The sequence below is a fragment of the Archangium sp. Cb G35 genome (assembly GCF_001896145.1).
Lineage (GTDB): Bacteria > Myxococcota > Myxococcia > Myxococcales > Myxococcaceae > Archangium > Archangium violaceum.
In genome coordinates, this window is record NZ_MPOI01000001.1 from 908,958 (window position 1) to 929,018 (window position 20,061).

At 67.8% G+C, this 20,061-nt stretch carries 20 protein-coding genes and 1 pseudogene; 5 read left to right on the forward strand and 16 right to left on the reverse strand.

The genetic code is table 11. The features are described 5' to 3' along the window. Positions 1-50: 50 nt before the first annotated feature. Both BO221_RS03715 and BO221_RS03720 read left to right on the forward strand, forming a co-directional pair. Positions 51-596 (forward strand): DUF2378 family protein, encoded by a 546-nt coding sequence (locus tag BO221_RS03715; protein ID WP_073558893.1) that lies wholly within the window; start codon positions 51-53, stop codon positions 594-596. A 5-nt stretch (positions 597-601) separates the two neighbouring features. Beyond that, positions 602-1,648: a serine hydrolase gene (locus tag BO221_RS03720; protein WP_073558894.1), complete on the forward strand. Its 1,047-nt coding sequence runs from the start codon at positions 602-604 to the stop codon at positions 1,646-1,648. A 69-nt stretch (positions 1,649-1,717) separates the two neighbouring features. On the opposite strand, the gene BO221_RS54745 is transcribed toward BO221_RS03720, so the two are convergent. After that, entirely contained in the window at positions 1,718-2,194 is a 477-nt protein-coding gene (locus BO221_RS54745; protein WP_073559456.1) for a hemerythrin domain-containing protein, read from the reverse strand. A 124-nt stretch (positions 2,195-2,318) separates the two neighbouring features. On the opposite strand from BO221_RS54745, the gene BO221_RS54750 reads away from it, so the two are divergent. Next, a complete protein-coding gene (locus tag BO221_RS54750) occupies positions 2,319-2,813 on the forward strand; it encodes a hypothetical protein (RefSeq protein WP_158079784.1) in 495 nt (164 codons plus the stop codon). 1 nt (position 2,814) lies between these two features. Here the strand turns inward: BO221_RS54750 and BO221_RS03735 are convergent, their stop codons facing one another. Continuing rightward, positions 2,815-4,089 carry a NosD domain-containing protein gene (locus BO221_RS03735; RefSeq protein ID WP_073558896.1) on the reverse strand — a complete coding sequence of 425 codons (1,275 nt, stop codon included), beginning with the start codon at positions 4,087-4,089 and terminating at the stop codon, positions 2,815-2,817. Positions 4,090-4,313: 224 nt separating this feature from the next. Between BO221_RS03735 and BO221_RS03740 the strand changes: the two genes are divergently transcribed. Together BO221_RS03740 and BO221_RS03745 are read left to right on the forward strand one after the other, a co-directional pair. Continuing rightward, positions 4,314-4,931 (forward strand): outer membrane beta-barrel protein, encoded by a 618-nt coding sequence (locus BO221_RS03740; RefSeq protein ID WP_233165650.1) that lies wholly within the window; start codon positions 4,314-4,316, stop codon positions 4,929-4,931. 88 nt (positions 4,932-5,019) lie between these two features. Further along, positions 5,020-5,922: a hypothetical protein gene (locus BO221_RS03745; protein WP_073558898.1), complete on the forward strand. Its 903-nt coding sequence runs from the start codon at positions 5,020-5,022 to the stop codon at positions 5,920-5,922. Between the two features lie 36 nt (positions 5,923-5,958). On the opposite strand, the gene BO221_RS03750 is transcribed toward BO221_RS03745, so the two are convergent. From BO221_RS03750 to ftsW, 14 genes and pseudogenes are all read right to left on the reverse strand, one after another. Beyond that, positions 5,959-6,306: a hypothetical protein gene (locus tag BO221_RS03750; protein ID WP_143195242.1), complete on the reverse strand. Its 348-nt coding sequence runs from the start codon at positions 6,304-6,306 to the stop codon at positions 5,959-5,961. Positions 6,307-6,371: 65 nt separating this feature from the next. Continuing rightward, positions 6,372-6,986 carry a hypothetical protein gene (locus tag BO221_RS55340; protein ID WP_198956069.1) on the reverse strand — a complete coding sequence of 205 codons (615 nt, stop codon included), beginning with the start codon at positions 6,984-6,986 and terminating at the stop codon, positions 6,372-6,374. A gap of 115 nt (positions 6,987-7,101) precedes the next feature. Continuing rightward, a pseudogene (locus BO221_RS53410) lies at positions 7,102-7,218 on the reverse strand (transposase); the annotation flags it as partial. A 369-nt stretch (positions 7,219-7,587) separates the two neighbouring features. After that, positions 7,588-9,084 (reverse strand): IS66 family transposase, encoded by a 1,497-nt coding sequence (locus BO221_RS03760; protein WP_143195195.1) that lies wholly within the window; start codon positions 9,082-9,084, stop codon positions 7,588-7,590. A 55-nt stretch (positions 9,085-9,139) separates the two neighbouring features. Next, on the reverse strand, positions 9,140-9,538 hold the full coding sequence (gene tnpB, locus BO221_RS03765; RefSeq protein ID WP_083680609.1) for an IS66 family insertion sequence element accessory protein TnpB: 399 nt from the start codon (positions 9,536-9,538) through the stop codon (positions 9,140-9,142). Then, the gene (locus BO221_RS03770) at positions 9,535-9,945 is read right to left on the reverse strand and encodes a helix-turn-helix transcriptional regulator (protein ID WP_073558901.1); all 411 of its coding nucleotides are present in this window, start codon (positions 9,943-9,945) and stop codon (positions 9,535-9,537) included. Before BO221_RS03770 ends, tnpB begins: the two co-directional genes overlap by 4 nt. A gap of 175 nt (positions 9,946-10,120) precedes the next feature. After that, positions 10,121-11,383, reverse strand: a complete 1,263-nt coding sequence (gene ltrA, locus BO221_RS03775; RefSeq protein ID WP_073558902.1) for a group II intron reverse transcriptase/maturase — start codon at positions 11,381-11,383, stop codon at positions 10,121-10,123. A gap of 709 nt (positions 11,384-12,092) precedes the next feature. Next, positions 12,093-13,325, reverse strand: a complete 1,233-nt coding sequence (gene ftsA / locus BO221_RS03780) for a cell division protein FtsA (RefSeq protein ID WP_043401686.1) — start codon at positions 13,323-13,325, stop codon at positions 12,093-12,095. Positions 13,326-13,369: 44 nt separating this feature from the next. Beyond that, complete coding sequence (locus BO221_RS03785; protein WP_073558903.1) at positions 13,370-14,221, reverse strand: cell division protein FtsQ/DivIB; 852 nt, start codon at positions 14,219-14,221, stop codon at positions 13,370-13,372. Positions 14,222-14,351: 130 nt separating this feature from the next. Beyond that, on the reverse strand, positions 14,352-15,296 hold the full coding sequence (locus BO221_RS03790) for a D-alanine--D-alanine ligase (protein WP_073558904.1): 945 nt from the start codon (positions 15,294-15,296) through the stop codon (positions 14,352-14,354). Then, positions 15,293-16,228, reverse strand: a complete 936-nt coding sequence (gene murB / locus BO221_RS03795) for a UDP-N-acetylmuramate dehydrogenase (RefSeq protein WP_073558905.1) — start codon at positions 16,226-16,228, stop codon at positions 15,293-15,295. Before murB ends, BO221_RS03790 begins: the two co-directional genes overlap by 4 nt. A gap of 3 nt (positions 16,229-16,231) precedes the next feature. Then, a complete protein-coding gene (gene murC / locus BO221_RS03800) occupies positions 16,232-17,662 on the reverse strand; it encodes a UDP-N-acetylmuramate--L-alanine ligase (protein ID WP_083680724.1) in 1,431 nt (476 codons plus the stop codon). Positions 17,663-17,675: 13 nt separating this feature from the next. Then, positions 17,676-18,893 carry an undecaprenyldiphospho-muramoylpentapeptide beta-N-acetylglucosaminyltransferase gene (gene murG, locus BO221_RS03805; protein WP_073558907.1) on the reverse strand — a complete coding sequence of 406 codons (1,218 nt, stop codon included), beginning with the start codon at positions 18,891-18,893 and terminating at the stop codon, positions 17,676-17,678. Continuing rightward, complete coding sequence (gene ftsW, locus BO221_RS03810) at positions 18,890-20,059, reverse strand: putative lipid II flippase FtsW (RefSeq protein ID WP_073558908.1); 1,170 nt, start codon at positions 20,057-20,059, stop codon at positions 18,890-18,892. Before ftsW ends, murG begins: the two co-directional genes overlap by 4 nt. Between the last annotated feature and the right edge of the window lie 2 nt (positions 20,060-20,061).

Sequence of the window (20,061 nt, forward strand, 5' to 3'; positions counted from 1 at the left end):
GTTCCGGGAGCACGCGGTCCTGTATAGGGACCCATGCCGTCCGCACGTGCATGAAGCAGGACTCCTTCTCCGGTCGCGCCACGCAGGGAAGCTTCTTCGAGGGATTGTTCGTCCGCTCGCTCCAGGCGAGTGGACCCTTCGCGGAGGAGCTCCGGGCATGTGGCTACGATCCGCACCACCCCAAGGCCATCTACCCCATCGAGGTGTGGAACGCGGCGCTCGAGGTGGCGTGGCGCCGCTGCTACCCCGGGTGGACCCGCGAGGCCGCCTACCACGAAATGGGCCGCCAGCTCGCACGGGGCTTCCTGCAGACGTGGATGGGCAAGGTAGTGGACATGGGCCTGCCCATGCTCGGCCCGGATCGCCTCATGGCACGTGTCCCCAGCCTCCTGGCGCTCGACACCTTCCGCTATGAAGTGAGGGTACAGCCACTCGGCCTGCATCAGTACCGCGTCTCCATCCGGAACGATCCGGACGCCAAGCCCGAGCTCATCGCCGGCCTCCTGGAGGCGGGCCTGGGCAGGACGGGCGTCAAACCCACCGCCACGGTGGTGATGCACCGCGAGCAGGACTTCGACATCGACGTCACCTGGTGAGCCCCATGTCCCCGCCCCCATCCCCTGGTTCGCCCGCTGACGCCATCCTCCACGCCACCCGGCGCTACCTGCGTGCGTACCCTTCGGCCGCGCTGTGCGTGGGCCTCACGCATCACGGCGCACACCACGTGAAGGCCCTCCGCGGTGACGGGCCGCCCCCGGCGGAGGACTCCCTGTACGAGCTGGGTGCACTCACGCAGGTCTTCACGGGCAGCCTGCTCGCGCTGTTGGTGGACCGCGGAGAGGTGAGGCTCGACACGCCGTTGAAGGAGCTGATCCCCCTGCCGCTCCTCCCGGATGAGCTCGCCGGCCGCATCACCCTCGAGCAACTGGCGACGCACACCTCGGGCATGCCGCATGTCCCGCCCAACCTTCGGACGCCCCAGCTGAATCCGGCCGATCCCTACGGGCACTACACCGCGGAGCTCTTCGGCGCGTTCATGAGGAGCTACCGCCCCCAGCACCCGCCTCCGCGAAAGCACACCGAGTCCATCATCGGCCTGGGCGTGCTCGGTCACGCGCTCTCGCGGCGCATGAGGCTCAACTACGGACACGCCGTGAGGGATCTGCTCTGCACGCCGCTGGGGTTGAGCAACACCACCGCCGTCCGGCTTTCCGAGGAACAGGAGCGGCGTCTGCTGCCCGGCCACTCCGCCCGGGGCGAGACGATGCCGGGCTGGACCTACCCGGCGCTGCCCGGAGCGGGGGCGGTCCGCTCGACGGTGCCCGACCTGCTGCGCTTCCTCGACGCGAACCTCGGCCACGAGGAGGCCGGGCTCGGCCGGGCCTTGCGGCTCACGCACGAGCCGCGCGCGAAAGCCCACAGCGGGCACGTGGGACTGGGGTGGAAGGTCTCCCAGGTGCGTGGCAGGCGCGTGGTGTGGCGCTCCGCGGTGACGGGCGGCTACGCCGGCTTCATCGGCTTCTCGGCGGACGCGGACGCGGGGGTCGTCGTCCTGTCGGACCACGCGGGCTCATTCCTCACCTCGCTCCTCGAACGCGTGCCCGTGGAGGCCCCCGGCTTCGAGCTCCTCGCGGGATACCTGCGGTAGCGTTGCCCGGCCCCCTCCTGGAGCACCTGGCAGGCATCCGGGCCCCGGGCCGTCACGCGGACATCCAGGCTAGATGGCGCCCAGTTGGGAGTCATGCGAGACGGCCGGAAGGGCACCCGGCTGCGTCAGCTCGTTCACTCCCCGCTCGAGCTCATGGCCCAGCCGTAAGAGATGCTCGGCGGAGAGGAGCCGCCGTACCTGGGGGAAGAGGACGGACCGCTCCTCGGCCACGTGCGCCTCCACGGATTCGCGAAGGCTGATCAGGGCGGGCTCGAACTGCATGTCCCCCACCTCCAGGTGCAGCAGTTGGGAGATCAGCGCCTTGGCCTCGGCATGATCGTCGTAGGAGTGCTGGATCAGATCGCTCGTCTCGGCCAGCTTCACTTCCGGGTAGAAGAAGCGCTCCTCGAGCTGGGTGTGCAGGGTGAGCAGGTAGGCGAGACGGCGGAACAGATGGGTCTTCTCATCCCCGCTCGCCACCGCTACCCGTTGAAAGAGGGCCTCTGCTTCCTCGTGCTGCCGCGTCAGGAGTTCGATCGGATCCATGAGGAGGACGCTCGGCATTGGCGCGTCCAGGGGCAAGCCGCTCATCCCCGAACGCCGGGCAACCGGGCGGCACCATGGCCTGCATATTGCTGTGGTGGGCGCCCGCTTTCCTGGAGGAGCCCACATGACGAATCGATCTGCTTTTTTGAACCGAGCCGCCCTGGTGTTGTGCGTCATCCTGTCCACCGCCTGCGGTCCCGAGAACGAACTGGAGCAGAGTCCCCTCACCCGGCAATTCATCCGCGTGACGAAGGAGGTCCCGGCCTTCGGCGGCGTCGTGCGCGAGAACGGCGCGTGGGCTGTCGCCCTGCTCGACTCCGAGCAGCGTGAGGCCGCGGAGACCAAACTGCGGGACATCTTCAACGAGGAGGCCACGAACATCGCCGTGCGGGTCCGCCCCACACGCGGAAGTGCCTCCGAGGAGATGAAGACCGCCGCCACGGATGTCCTGAGCGTGGAGGGCGTCGGGTCGCTCGACTACGACGAGACGACCGGCTACCTCCGGGTGGGCCTCACCGACGTGGAGGCCATCGGGGCCGCGCAGGCGAAGCTCAACGCGCTCGGCGTCCCGCTGGAGCAGGTCATCTTCCAGGCGGAACGGCCCATCGTAGGTCTGTGACTCACTGCCAGCTGCCGAGGGGCCCTCCGTAGGCCCCCCGGTCCTCTCGCGTCCCGTTCTGCTCGAGGCCCTCGAAGCATCCTGTGTCGATCAGCGGGGAGCCCCCCGCCGGGTGGAAGTTGCCCGCCTCGGGGGAGACGAAGAGCGGGTCCAGCTCGACGTTGCCGTCCGTGCCGATCTCGAACCGGGGCGGCACGAGGTGGATGTCCGCGCCGTTGACGCCATTCTCGAAGAACAGGTTGCAGCGGATGCGCCCCGTCTGGATGTGCGCGTGCCAGATGCCGATCTCGGAGCGGGCCACCACGTTGTTGAGGATGTCGAGCCAGGCCGCCTGACTGACGATGGCCTCGCGGGTGTTCTCCCAGAAGACGTTGTTCGCCACGAGCGCCACGTCCTGGAAGTGATTGGCCACGAAGCCATGGGTGTTGCCCACGAAGAGGTTGTTGCGCACCACCGCGCGAGCGTGGAAGTAGAGCATCGCGCCGATGGAGTTGTTGCGGAAGACGTTGTGCATCAGGAGGGCGGACGTGGGCGCCTCGCCCTGGTCCGTGTGGCCATCCGCGTAGACGGCGGCGGAGTACCAGTTGCCGCCACAGTCCATCACGTCCATGGCGTCACACAGGTTGCCCGTCCCCACGTTCTGGAAGGTGAAGCCCGCCACCACGACGTCCGAGGCCCCCGAGAAGTCGATGAGATTCACGGGTGCCCCGCCGCCGTCGAGGATGGTCCACCGCGCGCCACTGCCGAGCAGCTGGATGCCACTCTTCAGGCGCACCGTTTCGAAGTAGGTGCCCGACTTCACGAGCACGGTATCCCCGGCCCGAGCGGCATCCACCGCGGCCTGGATGCGCTGGTAGTCCTGTGGCACCCGGAGGATCCGGGGCTGTGCCTGCTTCGCCGGCCAGACGGAGGAGACCCCGGCCTGCACCATCGCCGACTCGGACAGAGCACCGGCGGAGTCGAGCAGGGACACGGCGAGAACCTCGCCCGGGGTGGCGTCAACCTCGAATTCCTGAGACCCCGAGGGCAGTGCCGTCACGAACTCCTGAGCCGGACGGGACGCATGCAGGCGCGAGACCAGGAGAACGGAGCCCGAGTCCCGCAGCCCCTCGGGGACGGGGACCCGGAGGGAAATGGGCACGGGAGCGGGCTGGGGCTGTTCAGGAACCGTCACGGGAGCCGCGTCGGGCGGGGCCTCCCCCGAAAGCGGTTCGGCACAACCAGCGAGGAGGAGACCCACCACCACCGGGGCACACAGCGGGGAGCGCACGTTCATGACTCCAGACCCAGCAATCTCCACACCACCGAGCCGCTTTACCTTCCCTTCCGAAAACCCAAGGCCGGCTCGGTTCGCACACTTCGACCCCCACCCTTCGCTACTCCCTGGACCATCGACGGAGGGACCGCTCGGCTGCTGGCCTGCCCGGGAGGCACCTTGTCATGCCGGCGGCATGGACAGACCTTGTCGTGTCGAAGCCAAGGTGCTCGGACGGAGGGACGATGAGGGGAGCGCTGATGGGGCTGGCGGGCCTGGTGCTTTGCGTGGGCAGCGCCGAGGCCCAGCAGGAGGCCGGAGGGCGCAAGCGGGGACTATCGGTGACGGTGGGCGGCGGCGTGGAGGGCTACACCTTCGCGCTGGCTCCTGCGATCGACCTCGGAGCCACCTATGGGGTGACGTTGGGGCTGATGCCGACGCGGAGGATAGGCCTGGAGTTTGGCTACTCGGGCGCGGTGAACGAGCTCGATACGGGAAGTCCCTCGGGGGCGAGGCCCGGCGTGGACCTGGTGCGCAACGGCGCCTACGCGGCGACGACCGTGGGCCTCACCTCCGCGGCGGTACAGCCCTACGTGATGGGGGGAGTGGGTTTCAGCCACTACAACGTCCGGGGCGGAGTGCCGGGCTTCAACGACGACATCGTGGGCAACATCCCCGTGGGCGCGGGAATGCGAGCGACGTTCGGCAGAATCACCGCCGACGCGCGCCTCCAGTACAACATCATGTTCAACCAACAGTTCGCCGCCTCGCTGCGCGTGCCCACTCCGGGCGAGTCGATGAACTTCACCATCAGCCCGGGCGGCCGTTACTCCGGCACGCTCAACCTCGGCGTGCTGTGGTGAGCCTCTGTCCCATGCATCAGTGGGACTCACTGCCCCAACGAGCGTGCGCGGTAACACCCAAACCATCCCACACCACTATGATGCGAGGATGGGTAAGTCGCGACGCGGACGGAAGAACCCCACTCCACCACCCCAGAAGCGCTCCTCCGGCATATCCATCCAGGCGGTCATCGCGCTGGTGATGGGGGGAGTGCTCCTCGGGTTCCTCGTGAACTCCTTCCGGGAGGACGGGCAGCCCTCGCGGCCCGCCGCCACGTCGAGGAAGCAGGCCCAGGGCCCCTTCCAGCTCGAAGGGGAACTGGCGGAACACTGGCAGGCCGCCACGGCCAGGTGGTGCCCGCGCATGGCCGCACTGCAATGGGGAGACGCCGGGCAGCAGGGTGTGCTCACCGTGGAGCTGACGAGCATTCAGTGTATCGCCCGGATGTGCGAGCAGCCCGAGAAGCTCGAGGGAGTGGACCCGGTGGCCCTCGGCCAGATGAAGCGGATGTGCGGTCAAGTGGAGTTGATGTTCGAAGGACAGATGGCGACGCTGACGAAGCACTACGGCCGCCTATGTCCCGAGCTCATCCAGACATGGAGCGGACGCCCCTGGAGCCCGAACAACCACCTCGGGCTCTACGGGGACGTGCGCCAGTGCATGGAGCGCCATTGCGAGGAAGTCGATGGTGGGACGGGCTCGGAGGCGCGTTGCGATCTCGCCGCGGACCTCTCCGAGGTCTTCGGGGACGCACAGGCCGCCGCGAGGCTGCGGGAGCGGGCCCGGCTCGCGAAGGCGCGCGAGAATCAGTTGTGGGGACCGCTCTCGGAGGAGGAGAAGAAGGAGGAGCGCGAGGACGCGGGCATGAAGGTGATCGCCAGGCGCCTGCTCGCACTCTGCCAGCAGGGAAACCAGCGCTACTGCGCGTCCCTGGCGAGGTACTGCGAGATAGAAGGAAATCCTCCGGACGTATGCCCGGCGCCGGGGACATCGGACGCGGGCTCCCGGTAGCGCCGCCGAGCGCGAGCCCCGACCCTGTGAATGACTTCAACGCTTGGAGCGAGGACTCCGCTTCGGACGCTTCTCTGGCTTCTCGATGACGATGTCGTATTGAGTCTCCCGCTCGGGGAAACGAACGAACTCGGCCCCCTCCGTTGCCAGGAATTCGTCCAGGAGACGGACAATGGCTTCGAGCGTGCGCTCCAGGTCGCGCTCATTGGCTTCGTAGACCTGCTGAGCCCACCAGGTGGGCAGATGCCGCCACCTGGGGTGCCGTTTGAAGATCCACTCCCTGAATTGTTCGTGCTGGCCCTTCTGCCCCAAATCTCCGAGGGCATCATCATAACCCGTGATGTAGAGGGCGAGATGGTCGAGCGTGAAGTCAGGGGCGAACATCCTCGGGCGCAAGCAGATGTGGCGTATGTGCTCGAACAGACTTCCCGCATTGAGTTTCGTAGGACTCATCGCAGCTCGCTCACGACATGCATCGAGAGGCTTCCAGGGGACTTCAAGCGCATCATGTACTCGGACGCAGTCATCCCTGTGGGCCCGGTCAACGCATCATAGATGCGCTCCTTGAGCTGTACAGCAAAGTGAACAGAGTTATCGGAAATCTGAATGGTACTGAGGGAATCCCCAGCGCGTCGTTCCCAGGCAATGAGATTTGCCCCACGCACAGAGCCCGTCGAAGTGAAACGGACATAGACGGGCTTCTCCCCGAGCCTTCTGAAACCTTCGAAGACGCTCCTGGCGACCTCAGCACAAGGCCCTGCTCTCTGGTTGACCACGTTGAACGCAGCTTGAAACTCCGTCAGCCACTGAGGGGCTCGCCGCCCCATCTCGAGCTCCCACAAAGCGATGGCGCCTGCCAGATCGCCCCGGACGATGGCCGCGAGCATATTGGCCTTGAGCGTGCTTGGCATTTGCAGCACGGCCTCGCGAACGAGCCCAGGGACCCTGGAGTGCTGAGACATGAAGAGCTGCTGCGCATGTCTGGCTGGCACATGCATCACGGGTGATGCCGCGGCCCACGTAGCAGTCAATACGGAGATGAGGGAGATACAGCGAAGCAGCATGCGTCTTTCTCCATGTCGGCTCGGCCATGAAGCGTAGCACCTTCATCTCGGCCTCCGCCCCTGCCGCATGGGTAAGGACTTCACGCGGTCTGGAAAACGACTCAGAAGCAGGAGTAGCGGGCTCCGAGGACTCCTCCTTACGTTCGTAGTCCTTGGATAGACACCGCTCTCGATTGAGCCAACCGAAGGTGCGCTCGACAATCCAGCGCCTGGCTTGGACAACGAAGCCCTGTCCTTGTCCGAGCGTTTCACCACTTCGATGGCAAGGCCACTCTCGCTGGCCACCTTTTCCACCTGTTGCCCCTGGCAGGCTCCGTCTGCCCACGTCTTCTTGAGCGTGGGGTAGTCATGTGCTGCCAGAGGCAAGACTGCCTGGCTAGTACGGGTGTGCGCGGCATCAGGCACATTCGCGCATGCCGCTGCCCGCGGCTCATGGCTCATCGCTTCCGTGCAGCATCAGATTCACTGTAAATGCTCGCCGAGCCCCGTGGTCGAGGAGCTTGACGACGAGCGCGGGGCATGAGGGAGCGCTCACCGCGGTGCGACAGCCAGCGCGGCGCCCGGTCAGCTCAAGACAGGTGGGAATGAGTGCCGTGGCGAGTCAGCCCGCAGCGGACTGCGCGAGCTGGTTGGGCAGGGGAATCGCTTCCCCGCGCAGGGCCGCCAGCGCGGCCTCTCGCAGGTAGCGCTTGGGGTCCACCCCGCCCAGCTTCGCCGTCTCCATCAGGCTGTAGTAGAGGGCCGCCACCTCGGTGCCACGCCGGCTCCGGCTGCCGTAGTGGTTCTTGCGCCCCAGCGCCAGCCCGCGCATGGCGCGCTCGGTGGCCCCATTGTCCAGCGGCACCCGCGGGTCCGTCAGAAACCGCGTCAGCCCCGTCCACCGGTTGCTCATGTATTTGATTGCCTGGCCCAGCGCCGACTGGGGCAATGCGCGCTGCTCGCACGCCCACTGGTGCAGCCGCTCGATGATGGTACGACTCTTGTGCTGTCGCAGCTCCAGCAGGCGCTCCAGGCTCTCGGGTCCCTCCTTGTACTCGCGCTCCACTGCGTACAGCCCGGCAATCATCTCCAGAGCCTCTTCGGCCTGGGGGAAGGCCTCCACGCACTCCACGTACTTGCGCCGCGCGTGCATCCAGCAGTTCACCAGGGTCAGCTTCCCCCCGGAGCCCGCGGCGGCGCTCTCGTAGGTGCTCAGCCCATCCACCATGAGGATTCCGCCATAATCCTGGAGCATGTTGCGCGCGGCCTCGGTGTCCCGGCCCTCCTGTATCCGGTACACCACTGCGTCGGGGGCGCACAGCGCCCAGGCGTGCCAGCGCGTCTGGCTCTTGCTGCCCAGCAGCGGCCAGCGCGTCTCGTCTCCCCCCAGAATCTCGCGCGTCAGCAGCGCCGCGTGCAGCGCCTCGTGCGCGGGCGACAGCAACCGCGCCAGCGCGTCAATCTGGTCCCAGAGTGTCTGGCTGTCCACCACCAGCCCCTCGCGCTCCATGCTTCCCACCTGCCGCTCCAGGGGCATGTGGTCGAGGTACTTGGCCACGGCCACCTCCACGGCGAAGTCCACGGAGTAGCGCCCACCGGCCTGGAGCTTGGGCGGGCCCAGGGCCGTCTCCACGCACCCGCCGCAGCCGCAGCGATACTTCTGGCGCTTGTGGCGGCGCAGCACGAAGCGCCGCTCCACCACGTCCACCTCCTCGGCCTCCTCGTAGCAGCCCTTCATCTGCGCCAGCGCCCCGCCGCACTTGGGACACTGCTTGTCGGGCTCCTCCAGCGTGTGTTCCACCTCCAGCGTCGGCAGCGTGGGCTGGGCGCGCGGGCCGTGGCCGTGCGTGGGCGGCTCGGGTTTGTTCCCCTCGTCCTGCTCGCGCTGGGGGCGCTTCTCGCTGGAGCGGCCAAACAGCTCGCCGGTGCGCTGCGCGAGCTGCCGCTCCAACTCCTGCAAACGCAGCTGCAACTCCTCGGCGTCCTTGCCCTGGGCGCTCATCAGCTTGCGCGTGAGCTCCACCACGCGCGCCACCAGGCGTCTGTTTTCCGCCTCCAACAGGAGGGCCGCCTGGCGCAGCCTCTCCACGTCCTTCTCCGTCGTAAGCTGGAAGCTCATGCGCGGGTAGTGCCATGCCAGCACCCGCCCGCGCAAGTAGTGCGCGCGGCATGACTCACGAAGTCACCGCCCCAGCGTCCTCCGGCTGGAAGAGCGGCGCCAGCGTGTACGGCGCGGGCGACAGCGGCGCTCGTCCCACCAGCTCGCTGCCCTCCAGAAACAGGGCCAACTCCGACACCGTCAGCACCAGCGGCGGCTTGTCGCTCTCTGGCTGCCACAGCGGCGCGAAGCGTCCTTTCTCCAGCCGCTTGGCGTACAGGCACAGCCCGGTGCCGTCCCAGAAGAGCGCCTTGGCCCTCTTCCTGTCCCGTCCCACGAAGAGGAAGACGTCGCCCGAGAGGAAGTCGCGGCCCAGTGCCTGCGTCACCAGCCCGCTCAGCGCGTCGTAGCTCTTGCGCATGTCGCACGGCTGCCCGTAGGCGTACACCGCGAGCCTGCGCGTGGAGCCAATCACAGCAGCCCTCGCAGCAACCTCACCGCSTCCTCAACGCACAGGCCCTCTACCCGTACTCCTCCGGGCCCGTGCGCCACCAGCCCTCCTCTTCTGGCCTCGGGGCGCGCGTCCTTCACCTCCACGGGGACCAGCGCTGCCCTCGCGGGCTCCTCATGAGTGGCACGGCGAGCTGCGCTGCCCCAGCGGCTGAGCGTCCAACTGCTCACGCCCAACTCCTTCGCCGCTTCCTCCCTGCTCGCCCCCTGTTGCTGGCGCGCTCGCATGTACGCCACCGCTTCCTGTCTCTGCTCCTGCGTGTAGCGCGTACGCGGGCCCACTTCGCCCCGCTCGAGTACCTGCCGCCGGAACTTCTCCGCCTGCTCCTTCATTTCCATCGCTTCCTCCTCCTTCACGGGGGCGACGGACATGCTCACGCCTCTGCTCTCGCGTCACGACGGGCTCGGGCGAGGATTTACGATTCACTCAAGGAGTTGCCGAAGCGATAAGCCCGCCCAGTCGGGTAGCCTCCCCAGTCACCTGAGGAGGCCCCCACAGATCCGGACGTGCGGATTTCCCGCATCCGGCTCTTCAGGCTCGGATTCGCTACGTGCCGTGCCGGTGGACGATGCGGGGCTTCGGAAGCTCGAATCGCTCCAGGAGCCGATGCATCGCGTCCCAGTTCACCAAGGCCTTCTGGGAGCGGCGGGAGAGCCACTTGCGCCAGATGGCCTTCGTCTGGTGCCACAGCCTCGTGAGCGCTGGGTAGTTCGACGTCACGCCGAAATACGCGTAGTGCCCATTCAGCTTTCGCGCGAGCGCGCGGTGCTGCATCTCGACATCATCGTGGCGATGCGTACGGCACCACTCGTTGATGCGGCGTAGCGTGCGACTGAAGCGGTCCTTCGCCGTGCGCTTCTTCACCACCCACTTGCCGTTGCGCGACAAGCCCCAGTAGTGCGTGAAGCCCAGCAGGTCGAAGGTCCCGGGCTTGCCGCCATCCCCGTCAGTTCGCCCCGGCCGGTGAAATGGCACCAGCCGCGTCTTGTCCGGGTGGAGCGTCAGGCCGTACTTCCCAAATCGCTTCGGGAGCACCTCGAACACCCGCTCGGCGTCATCCTTCCGTGCGAACACGAACGTGAAATCGTCCGCATAACGCACAAGTACCGCCCGGCCTTTCAACCGCGGCTGCACTTCCCGCACGAACCACTTGTCCAGCACCTCGTGCAGGTAGATGTTCGCCAGGAGCGGCGAGATGACGCCACCCTGCGGAGTGCCCGACTCAGGGTGCGAGAGGTCCATGCCCTCCATCACCCCGGCGTTCAGCCACTTGCCAATGAGGCGCAGCAACACGCCGTCACGTACCCGCTGGCCAAGCATCTGTCGGAGATGCTCGTGGTCCAAGGTGTCGAAGAATTTCTTGATGTCGACCTCCAGGACCCACCCACCGGCCATCTTCACCGTCGCGTTCTGGAGCGCTTCGCACGCCTGATGCGCGGAGCGACCGGGCCGGAACCCGTACGAGAAGTCGTAGAACTCCTCCTCGTAAACGGCCTCCAGCGCCATCACTACCGCCCGCTGCAGGACCTTATCCTCGAATGTGGGAATTCCGATGGGCCGAGTCTGCGACCCATCTCCCTTCGGGATGTGGACCCGCCGCACCGGCGGCGCTCGGTACGTCCCGGACCTGGCGCGGTCGCACAGCGACTGAAGATTTTCCTCCAGCCGCTCCGCGTACTGCTCCGCGCTCTGCCCGTCGACGCCCCTGGCACCGTCTTTGCGCGTTCGGCGGAATGCCTCGCGCAGCCACTCCACGTCGATGTGATGGGCCAGTGTGCAGAGAGCAGCGTCCTTCATCTGCCTGGCCATCGTCGCTATCCGGTCGAGTTTCGTTGAGATGGTTGGTGAGCTCGATGTCTCTCCCATCGTTCCTCCGTCCGGTTCCGATGTTCCCGGCGCCGCGCTTTGCTCCGCAGGGTCCCGTCGGGTCGGTTCCCCCACTTCCTCGCTCGTATTGCGGCGCTCCGACTTCTCGACGCCCCGACCGCGCTCGCTTCCGCTCGCGGGGGCCGTTCCCGGCGGTTGGCCGGGAGGCGGCGAGATCTCCCAGGTTCCTGGGTAGCCCTTGTGTGCGTGCCGAGCTCTATGACCCCGGTGGAGCCTCCGTGCCGAGGTCGACGGTGAATCCGCCGTGCACGGAGGTGATGCCTTCCGCGTTGAACACCGCGTCGGCCTCCACCACACAGGCATTTCGAGGCTCAATCACACGGCCCACACACCCGCTGTCTACGCTTCGCAGCCACGGTCGCCCGTGTGTTTCCTACGGCCACGCAAGACTCGCTCTCAGCCAAGCGACCCAACCTGGCCGGACGGGATTCCCACCCGTGGGCTACTCTCTGAAGTTTTGGGCGCTACCCCTCCTCTCCAGCCAGGCTTGTCCTGGCGCACGTTCAACAGCCTCTCAGCCGAAAACCTCTGGAAACAAAATTCATGCATCCAGTTGAGTTCCCACGAAAAAAACCGGGGCCGCTGGGAGGAGAGCGGCCCCGGTGGGGTACGGCAAGACTGTCAAAACTGACTAGAAGATCTCTTCGAGCCACTCGCGCATGCGGCCCTTGACCTTCTTGTAAACGTTCTCCTCGCGGATCCGGAACATCCGCCGGTCCAGGTGCTTCGCCCCGTACACCACCAGGCCCACGCCCGTCGCGTACATCGGGCTCTTCACCACGTCCACCAGACCGCCAATCCCGCGCGGCATGCCCCGGCGCACCGGCAGGCCAATCACTTCCTCGGCCAGTTCCGGCATCCCCGCCAGCAGCGTCGAGCCACCCGTGATCACCACGCCCGAGGCCAGCAGGTCCTCGTAGCCGCACTTCTGGATCTCCCGGTGCACCAGCTGGAAGATCTCCTCCACCCGCGGCTCCAGAATCTCACACAGGATCTGCCGCCCCAGCACCCGCGGCTGCCGGCCACCCACGCTCGGCACCTCGATGGTCTCGTCCTTGTTCACCATCGACGCCAGCGCGCATCCGAACTTCTGCTTGATGCGCTCGGCCTCGTGCGCCGGAGTGCGCAGGCCAATCGCGATGTCGCTCGTCAGGTTGTTGCCGCCCAGCGCGATCACCGCCGTGTGCACGATGGACCCGCCCGAGAAGATGGCGATGTCCGTCGTGCCTCCGCCGATGTCGACGAGGCACACGCCCAGCTCCTTCTCGTCCTCGCCCAGCACCGCCTCCGCCGACGCCAGCGGCTGCAGCACGATGTCCGCCACGTTCAGGCCCGTGCGGTTGGCGCACTTCACGATGTTCTGCGCGCTCGACACCGCTCCCGTGACGATGTGCACCTTCGCCTCCAGGCGCACTCCCGCCATGCCCAGCGGCTCCTTGATGCCGCCCTGGTCGTCGATGATGAACTCCTGCGGCAGGACGTGGATGACCTCCCGATCCAGCGGAATCGCCACCGCCTTCGCCGCGTCGATGACGCGCGCGATGTCCGGCTCGCGGACCTCCTTGTCCTTCACCGCGACAATCCCCTGCGAGTTGAAGCCCTTGATGTGGCCACCGGCGATGCCGGTGTACACGTGGGAGATCTCCGCGCCGGCCATCAGCTCGGCCTCCTCCACCGCGCGGCGGATCGAGGACACGGTCGCCTCGATGTTGACCACCACGCCCTTGCGGAGACCCTTCGACGGGTGCGTCCCGATGCCGATGATGTCGATCCCGCTGTCGGTCAGTTCCCCGACGATGGCGCAGATCTTCGTCGTGCCGATGTCGAGGCCGACGATGATCTCCCCGGACTTCTGCTTCGCCATGACAACCCTCCCAGGCCCCCCACTCTCGTGAAAGGGGCGCGTTCCTACTGCGAGGCCCCGCTCCTCTCGGACGCGGGGCTCGAAAGCTTCACCGCCACCCAGCCAGGCCGAGCCCGGTTCTCCAGGTGGATGACCTCCGCGGACAACCCGCGGGCACGCAGCTCCTCGCGCACGCGCGAGAGCCTCTGAAGTTTGGCGTCCGTGTCCCCCTCCCCCAACCGCGCCTCCGTCCCGTCCGCCAGCACCAGCACCAGCCCCTCCGCCGCCACCCGCACCTCGCTCAGCCGCGCGCGCTTGCCGGGCTCGGTGGCCGCGTAGGCCCGCGCCACCTCCAGCGCTTGGTGGAAGCGCTCGCGCGTCTTTGCCTCGTCGGCCAGGTAGCCCTCCCGGTCCATCCCCGTCACCAACGGCAGATCCAGCTTGTCCCCGGGCTGCAGCCGCTTGAAGGGCTCGCCGTCCTCGTCCACCAGGTACAGGTCTCCCAGCACCGCCAGCGCGGCCGGCACGTGCTCGGACACCTCCACGGACACGCTCGAGGGGAAGTGACGCCGCACCTCCACGGTCCGCACCCAGGGGTGGGTGGCCATGGCGCGCTCCAGCGTCTCCACGTCCAGCGCCCACAGGTTCTGCCCCACCGTCAGCCCGGACAGCTTGAGCAGCTCGCCCGGCGCGGCCCGCTCCAGCCCGCTGAAGGTGGTCTCCTTCAAGAGGAAGGTGTGCGAGCTGAGCGCCCAGCGGCGCAGCTCGATTCCGCCCCACACCAAGGCGCATGTCAGACCGGTCAGTAGAATCGCCTTGAGCACGCCAGGACCGTGCGAACGCACGGCTCCCGTCACCGCCGCCTTCGTCTGGGCGGCGTCCTGGCGACGACGATTCTTGGATTTACCGAAAGCCATGGTGTGCGTCGGCGCATGCTGCGCCGGGTTGGATCTCCACGCCAGTTTTTCGCTACAGCCACGTCGCTGTAGCGCCCAGGTCCCCTGAAGGGGCCCCGCACGTCCACTTCTCTCTGGGGAGCGGGGCCTCTCAGGCCTTGAGAGTGGCGCCTTGCAGGAGGCGCTCACACAGGCCCGGGAAGTCGATGCCCCGGCCCGCGGCGATCTTCGGCAGCAGGCTGGACTCGGTCATTCCGGGCAGCGTGTTGATCTCCAGCAGGAAGACCTCACCGGACGGCGTCAGGATGACGTCCGAGCGGGAGCCTCCACTGCACTCGAGTGCGCGATGGGCGGCAAGGCAGACCTGGTTCACGCGCTCATACTGATCCGGCGGGAGGGGGGCGGGGAAGAGGTACTGCGTCGTTCCACCGGACTTGTACTTGGCCTCGTAGTCGTAGAACTCCCGGGCGGCCACCACCTCGATGACGCCGAGGGCCTCGTTGTCCAGGACGCCGCCCTGCACCTCGCGGCCCTTGATGTACTGCTCCACGAGGATGGAGCCGGCGAGCTTGGACGCGGCTTCGACGGCGGCGAGGTACTCGTCACGCGTCTTGCAGATGGCGACGCCCACGCTGCTGCCCTCGCGGGAGGGCTTGACGACGACGGGGAGGCCGAAGGGGAGCGCGTCCACGGCGGCCCGGGCCTCATCGCCGGTGCGGAAGGCGCGGTACGGAGGCGTGGGGATGCCGTGGGCGAGGAAGACCTGCTTGGCGAAGACCTTGTCCATGCCCAGGGACGAGGCCATGACGCCGCTGCCCGTATAGGGGATGAACAGGCACTCCAACAGACCCTGGACACAGCCGTCCTCGCCGTAGCGGCCGTGGAGGGCGATGAAGGCGACCTCCACCTTCTCGGCGGCGAGGCGCGCGGGCAGATCCTTGCCCACGTCGATCTCCACCACGTCGTAGCCCAGGCCGCGCAGGGCCTTGGACACGGCGGCACCGGTGCGCAGGGACACCTCGCGCTCGGAGGAGAGGCCCCCGAACAGCACACCCACCCGCTTCCGCTTCAGCTCGTCCTTGGAGAAGCCGCTCATGGCTGGAAGACCCCTACACGCTTGACTTCGGGTTGGAGCTCGACACCCCGCTCCTCGCGCACGCGAGTCTGCATCAGGGTGAGGAGCGAGAGCACGTCGTGGGCGGTGGCCCCGCCCAGGTTGACGATCCAATTGGCGTGCAGGGTGGACACCTGCGCGCGGCCGATGATGTGGCCCTTGAGGTTCACGGACTCGATGAGGCGCCCGGCGAAGTCGCCCGGCGGATTGGCGAAGACGCTGCCGAAGTTGGGCTGGCTCAGCGGCTGGCTCCGCTTGCGGTAGCCGAGATCCTCGTCCATGGCCTTCTTGGAGGCCTCGAGGTCTCCCTTGGGCAGCAAGAAGCGGATGCGCGTCACCACGCCGCCCCGGGGCAGCTCCGTGTGACGGTAACCGTGCGGAATCTGGGACTTGGGAATCCACCCCACCCCGTCCGCGGTAGCGACCTCCACCGCCTCCACCACGCGGTAGCACTCACCATTCTTGGTGCCCGCGTTCATGGTGACGGCGCCGCCCAGGGTGCCGGGAATGCCCGCGAGGAACTCCGCGCCCACCAGACCGTTGGCCCTCATCTGGTTGCAGAGCCGGACGATGGCCGCTCCCGCGCCGAGGGTGAGCCGCCCCTCCTCCGCGCCCACCTCGGCCAGCTCGGGGAACAGGTCGCTCGGGAGCTTCACGGTGACGCCGGGGATGCCCCCATCGCCCACGAGGGTGTTGGCGCCCCCGCCGAGCACGGTGAGGGGCACGCCCTCCTCGCGCAGGAAGCGCAGCAGGGCCACCAGGGCGTCCGGGGAGCGCGGGCGGACGAGCGCCTCGGCCGGGCCGCCCACGCGCACACTCGTGAGGGGCGCGAGCGGCGCACCCGCCGTCACGTCAACGCCGGACAGGCGCCCCAGCCGCTCGGGCAGGGACGATGAGGAGAAACCCGCCGTCATGCCCTAGTCGCCCTTCGCCGTGCCGTGTTGCTTGAGAAGCTCGACGAGCTCCGGGCCCACCTGGGTGATGTCGCCGGCGCCCAGGGTGAGGACGATGTCGCCCTCGCGCAGCCGGGGCAGCAGCGCCTTCGCCAGCTCGGTGCGCTTCTCCACGAAGGTGACGTCGCGGTGGCCGTGGGCGCGGACGGCCTCGGCCAGGGCGTCGCCGGTGGCGCCGGGGATGCGCTCCTCTCCCGCGGCGTAGACGCTGGTGACGAAGACGACGTCCGCGTCGTTGAAGGAGGTGGCGAATTCGTTCAGCAGATCGTGCGTGCGCGTGTAGCGGTGGGGCTGGAAGGCCACGACGGTGCGCCGGCCGAAGGCGCGCCGGGCGCCCGCGAGCGTGGCCTGCACCTCGGTGGGGTGGTGCCCGTAGTCGTCCACCACGGTGACGCCGGCCGCCTCGCCACGCACGGTGAAGCGCCGCTGCACGCCGCCGAACTCGGACAGGGCGCTGCGCACCACGTCCAGGGGGATGTCCATCTCCTCGGCCACGGCGATGACGGCCAGGGCGTTGAGGGCGTTGTGCGCCCCCACCATGCGGACGCGGAACTCACCGAGCGGCTCGTCGCGCCGGAAGGCCTCGAAGCGGGTGGTGAAGCCCTCCAGCCGGATGCCCTCCAGCCGGTAGTCCGCCATGTGCGAGCTGCCGTAGGTGACGAAGCGCTTCTCCAGGCGGGGCAGCAGCGACTGGACGTTGGGGTTGTCCAGGCACAGCACGTTGAGGCCGTAGAAGGGCACGCGGTTGCAGAAGGCCGTGAAGGCGTCCTTCAGCTTGTCCAGCGTGCCGTAGTGGTCCATGTGCTCCGGGTCGATGTTGGTGACCACGGTGATGGACGGGTGCAGGTGCAGGAAGCTGCCGTCGCTCTCGTCGGCCTCCACCACCATCAGCTCGCTCTTGCCCAGCTTGGCGTTGGAGTCGAGCACGTTCACCTTGCCGCCCACCACGGCCGTGGGGTCCAGGCCCGCGGCGGACATGACGGTGGCGACCATGGAGGTGGTGGTCGTCTTGCCGTGGCTGCCGGCGACGGCGACGGCGTACTTGAGCCGCATCAGCTCGGCGAGCATCTCCGCGCGGGGGATGACGGGAATCTTCCGCTGGCGCGCGGTGACGACCTCGGGGTTGTCCTTGCGCACCGCCGAGGAGATGACGACGACGTCCGCGTGGACGAGGTTCTCCGCGCGGTGGCCCTCGAAGATGGTGGCGCCCATGCCCTGCAGGCGGCGGGTGATGTCGCTGGCCTTGAGGTCCGAGCCGGACACCTTGTAGCCCTGGTTGAGCAGCACCTCGGCGATGCCGCTCATGCCGATGCCGCCAATGCCCACGAAGTGCACATGCGCGGCGTGGCGCGTCTTGAAGAGGCTCGCGGGCCTGGCGGGGCGGGTGTTCGTCACGGATGTCATCTCCTCAGACCTGCTTCTCGTTGCCGCCAGCCGGCGTCTCGCCGCCGCCGGGCGGCTTCTCGCCGCCGTTGGTCTTCTTGGGCTTCTTGGGGTTGGGGTCCTCGCCGCGGGCCTCGGCCCGGCCGTAGGGACCGTACGTCTTCACCATCAGGTCCACGAGCACGTCCGCCAGCTCCTTGGCGGCCTCGGGGCGCCCCAGCAGGCCGGCCTTCTTCTCCATCTGGCGGCGCTTCTCCGGGTCGTCCTTGAGGCGGCGGATCTCCGCGGCCAGCTGCTGCCCGGTCAGCTCCGACTCACGGAACATGAGGGCCGCGCCCGCCTTCACCAGCGCCTGGGCATTGACCTCCTGGTGGTTGTCCGTGGCGAAGGGGAACGGGATGAGGATGCTGGCCTTCTTGGCCACCGTCAGCTCCGACAGCGTGGTGGCACCCGCCCGGCAGACGACGAGCTCCGCCTTGGCGTAGGCGCTGGACATGTCCTCGATGTACTCCACCACCTGGGCCTGGGCCTCGAAGCCCTTGTCCGCGTAGCCCTTGCGCACCGTCTCCAGGTCGTTCTTGCCCGTCTGGTGGACGATGTGGAGCTGCTCCTTGATGTCCTGGAGGTGGTCCAGCGCGTCGATCATCCGCTGGTTGATGCCACGGGCCCCGAGGCTGCCGCCGAAGACGAGCAGGGAGAATTTCTCGTGCGCCACGCGCGAGCGCAGGAAGTTCTCCATCAGCTTGCGGCGGATGGGGTTGCCCACGAGCTGCACCTTGCGCGAGGGGAAGAAGCGGGCGGCATCCTCGAAGGCGGTGAAGACGACACGCACGAACTTGCCCAGCACCTTGTTGGTGAGCCCCGGCAGCGCGTTCTGCTCCTGCACGGCGGTGGGGATGCCCATCAGCGCCGCGGCGAGCACCACCGGGCCGCTGGCGTAGCCGCCCACGCCCACCACCACGTCCGGCTTCTGGCGCTGGAGGATGCGGATGGACTCGATGAAGGCCATGGGCAGCGCGAGCAGGCCCTTGATGAGGCCCAGCAGGCCCTTGCCCTTGAGGCCCTGCGCCCGGATGGTCTCCAGCGGGTAGCCCTCGCGGGGAACCACGCGGGCCTCGAGGCCGCGCTCGGTGCCCACGAACACCACCTTGTTGGCGTGGTGGCGCGTCACCACTTCTTCGGCCAGGGCGATGCCCGGGTAGAGATGACCGCCCGTACCGCCTCCCGCGATGAGCACCTTCACGCCGCCACCTCCCTCATGTCACCGCCGGAGCGCAGGGTCCGGTTGCTAGCACCCTCGGCGCTGGCACTGAGCGAGAGCAATACACCGGCCGCCCCCATGAGCACCACCAGGGAGGTGCCTCCGTAGGACACGAACGGAAGCGTCAGTCCTTTAGTGGGCAACAACCCCATGGCCACGCACATATTTACCGTGGCCTGGAAAGCGATGATGCAGGTGAGCCCCAGGCCCAGGTACGTGCCAAACGCCTCCGGGGCCGCGAGGCTCGCGCGGATGCCGCGCCAGATGACGATGCCGTAGAGCGACACCAGCAGCACCACGCCCACCAGCCCCAGCTCCTCGCCGATGATGGCGAAGATGAAGTCCGTATGGGCCTCGGGGAGGAAGAAGAGCTTCTGCCGGCCGTCGCCCAGTCCCAGGCCGGTGAGGCCACCCGAGCCGATGGACATGAGGGACTCGGCCACCTGGTAGCCGATGTCGTGACGGTGGGCCCATGGGTCCAGGAAGGCCAGCACGCGCTTCATGCGGTAGGGGCTGCTGGCGATGGCCGCGTACGCCAGGGGCAGCGCCAGCAGCACCGAGCCCACCAGGTAGCTCAACTTCGTGCCCGCGGCGAACAGCAGCGCGAAGAGCAGGAACACCAACAGCACCGAGCTGCCGAAGTCCGGCTGCAACATACAAAGGCCCACCAGCAGGCCGCACAACATCAGGTGCGGGAGGAAGCCCACGGAGAAGCTGGCCACCTTCTCGCGCTTCTTGGCCAGCGAGTACGAGAGGTAGACGACCCAGGCCACCTTGGCCACCTCGGCCGGCTGCAGGCCGAAACCCGGGAAGCGGATCCACCGCCGCGCGCCGCCCGCCGTGGTGCCGATGCCCGGGATGAGCACCAGCACCAGCAGCACCAGCGTCACCAGCAGCAGCGGGTACGCGAGCCGCGCCAGCCGGCGCCAGCCCACCTTCATGCCCACCGCCATCGCCACCACGCCCATGCCGGCCGCCACGAGCTGCCGGTTGAGGAAGTAGAGGCTGTCACCCAGCTTGTCCTGGGCCATGACGGCGCTCGCCGAGTACACCATCACCAGGCCGAGCGACACGAGCGACAGGACGGCGCACAGGAGCAGCGGGTCGAACCGCACCGGGGCGGAGGACGGAGCGGCAGTGGCCTTCATGG